The sequence below is a fragment of the Mongoliitalea lutea genome (genome assembly GCF_014652135.1).
Lineage (GTDB): Bacteria > Bacteroidota > Bacteroidia > Cytophagales > Cyclobacteriaceae > Mongoliitalea > Mongoliitalea lutea.
Map to the genome: position 1 here is coordinate 1 of NZ_BMYF01000051.1, position 1,546 is coordinate 1,546.

Annotated in this window: 1 protein-coding gene; it reads left to right on the forward strand. The window is 41.3% G+C overall.

Features of this window, described 5'->3' with window-relative positions:
- Positions 1–264: 264 nt before the first annotated feature.
- On the forward strand, positions 265–1,546 hold a 1,282-nt coding region (locus tag IE080_RS19315; RefSeq protein WP_189586817.1), incomplete at its 3' end, for an IS110 family RNA-guided transposase.

Here is a 1,546-nt window from a genome sequence, read left to right on the forward strand (position 1 = left end):
CATTCCCCCTACTTTTAAAAAGTTGATTTCGTAAGCTAACGCAGGACAGCATCATGGCAAGATTTTTTGTAAATTAATAGCCTCTCAGCAAGGCCGATTTAAGAAATGTTGCCCTCGAGTAATCGAAGAGCACGGGCGTCATTCTGGTTGGGATGCTTGCGATGATTTCAGTGGCGGATTTGTCTTTAAAAAGCCAGATACCCCGTTCAGAATATTTTCTAGCCAAAAGCACATCCCCTGAGAGATCTATCAATTCTTAATCAAATGGAACAAGAATCTATCTCCATGGAAGTCGTCAATCCGCAGGCTGCGGGAATTGACGTCGGCAGTCGCTCCCACTGGGTAGCAGTAGGTCAAACCGAGCATGATGTTCGGGAATTTGGGGTATTCAACCAGGACTTGTTTGCTATGGCAGATTGGTTGAAGGAAAGGAATGTGAGGACTATAGCAATGGAAAGTACTGGTACCTATTGGCAAAATCTCTATGCCGTATTACTTTCACGGGGATTCCATCTGATACTCTGTAATGGTAAGTTCACCAAGAATATCAAAGGAAAAAAGAGTGATGTCATGGACTGTCAGTGGATCCAAAAACTACATACATTGGGGTTATTAACTGGAAGTTTTTTGCCTGATGGACAGACAGAGGAGTTAAGGACTTACTGCAGACACAGATCAAATTTACTTCATTCAGCTGCTGCAGCATCAAAGAAAATGCAGAAATATCTAAGGCTATTAAACTTCCGATTGGATGTAGTTGTAAATGATATATGTGGGCTTACTGGACTGCTGATCATCAGAGCAATCTGTGATGGCGAAACAGATCCAAAGAAGCTGGCTTCACTCCGACATGGGAATTGCAGAAAGAGTGAGGAAGAGATAGCAGCTGCCTTACAGAGTAATGGAAGGAAGGATTACCTTTTTGCCTTAAAACAGGAGCTGGACACTTATGATCACCTTCGAATGAAAATTGAAGATTGTGATAAAGAGATAGAGAAAAAGCTGAATGAAATCATCGATTCGGATGATAATAAGCGAGAACACTACCTCGAATCAAAACCCCATAAAAGAGTAAATAAGAACACTCCAAAAGACATTGATCTAAATCTAAAAGCGTACCAGATGTTTGAGGGGACAGATCTTTTGGCAATTGAAGGGATGAGCTTTTCTACGGTTTTGGCATTGATGAGTGAAGTAGGCATAGAGGGGATCAAAAAGTTTAAAACAGCCAAGCACTTTGCTTCATGGCTTAGGCTTGCCCCAAACAATAAAGTAAGTGGCGGAAAAGTATTGTCTAGTAAAGTGCCAAAAGGGAGCAACAGACTTAAAATAGCCTTAAGGAATGCTGCAAATGCCATTGGGAATTTGAAGGATTCAACTCCGTTGAGGGACTTCTTTCAGAGAATAAGCTTTAGAAAAGGTAGAGTATCTGCCATCAGCGCCACAGCAAGAAAGCTTGCAGTCATCATTTGGAATATGGTCGTAAAAGGAATTCCATATGAAAATCCCGAAGGCTATCTTTTCTTGGATCAAAAAAGAAAGTTGG